Annotated in this window: 1 protein-coding gene; it reads right to left on the bottom strand. The window is 30.8% G+C overall.

All coding sequences use genetic code 11. The features are described 5' to 3' along the window. A partial coding sequence (locus AC1DJR_RS31310; protein ID WP_477004391.1) for a DUF7852 domain-containing protein occupies positions 1-900 on the bottom strand: 900 nt, incomplete at its 3' end. Between the last annotated feature and the right edge of the window lie 110 nt (positions 901-1,010).

Here is a 1,010-nt window from a genome sequence, read left to right on the forward strand (position 1 = left end):
GTGGATAGGTATCCATGTAGATGTCTCTACCCGATTCTCTTCAATATTCCCTTTGACTTTTTGATTATATAATTCAACAAGCACTCTCTTTTCATGAAGATTTAAAGAAACTAATTTACAATAAGCCTCCGAATGATGCTGTTGCACTGTAGCTAATAACTTAGAATCTAATTCACGCCCCTCCGCATCTTTTTCATTTCGAAATACAAATGCATCTTGATTTTTCACATTTACTTTTGGAAACACTTTAAAGCTAGACACTTCTGAAATAATAGAAAATGGAGTTTTCACTACCATTGAATGCACTGAAGTCTCTATTTTCGATCCTAAATCTATACTTTCTCTCTTTGATTCAATTTCTTCATTTTTTTGCTCTGATTCATTTGCCACTTCTTCTTTCCCTAATCCAATCACTTTATTTTCTTTTGCTGGTTCAGTCTCTTCACTTTCTTTCTTTGATTCAATTGCTATTTCTTCTTGCTCTAATTCTCTTTCTTCATATTCTTTTGCTGATTCAGTTTTTTCACTTTCTTTCTCTAATTCAATTGCTTTATCTTCTTTTTTTGACTCTGTTTCTTTACTTTCTTCCTCTAATTCAATTGCTTTATCTTCTTTTTTTGATTCAGTTTCTTCACTTTCTTTCTCTAATCCAATTACTTTTTCTTCTTTTGCTGATCTAGTTTTTTCACTTTCTTTCTCTAATTCAATTACTTTATCTTCTTTTGCTGATCTAGTTTTTTCACTTTCTTCCTCTAATTCAATTGCTTTWTCTTCTTTTTTTGACTCTGTTTCTTTACTTTCCTTTTTTTCTCTTATTTCGCGCGAATCATCTTGAACATTCAGCATTTTCCATTTGTAAACTTTGTTCCATATTTCCTTACCAACCCATGGCTTATTCATCACCATCCCCCCATCTGATGAAATTCATAAAAATATGCTTTTTGTACGCGACCATTCCATCATTATATATGTTTTATAATAATAAAAAAGACATTGTCTTTTTATTAAAG

This window comes from Bacillus sp. 05T31 (genome assembly GCF_056396725.1).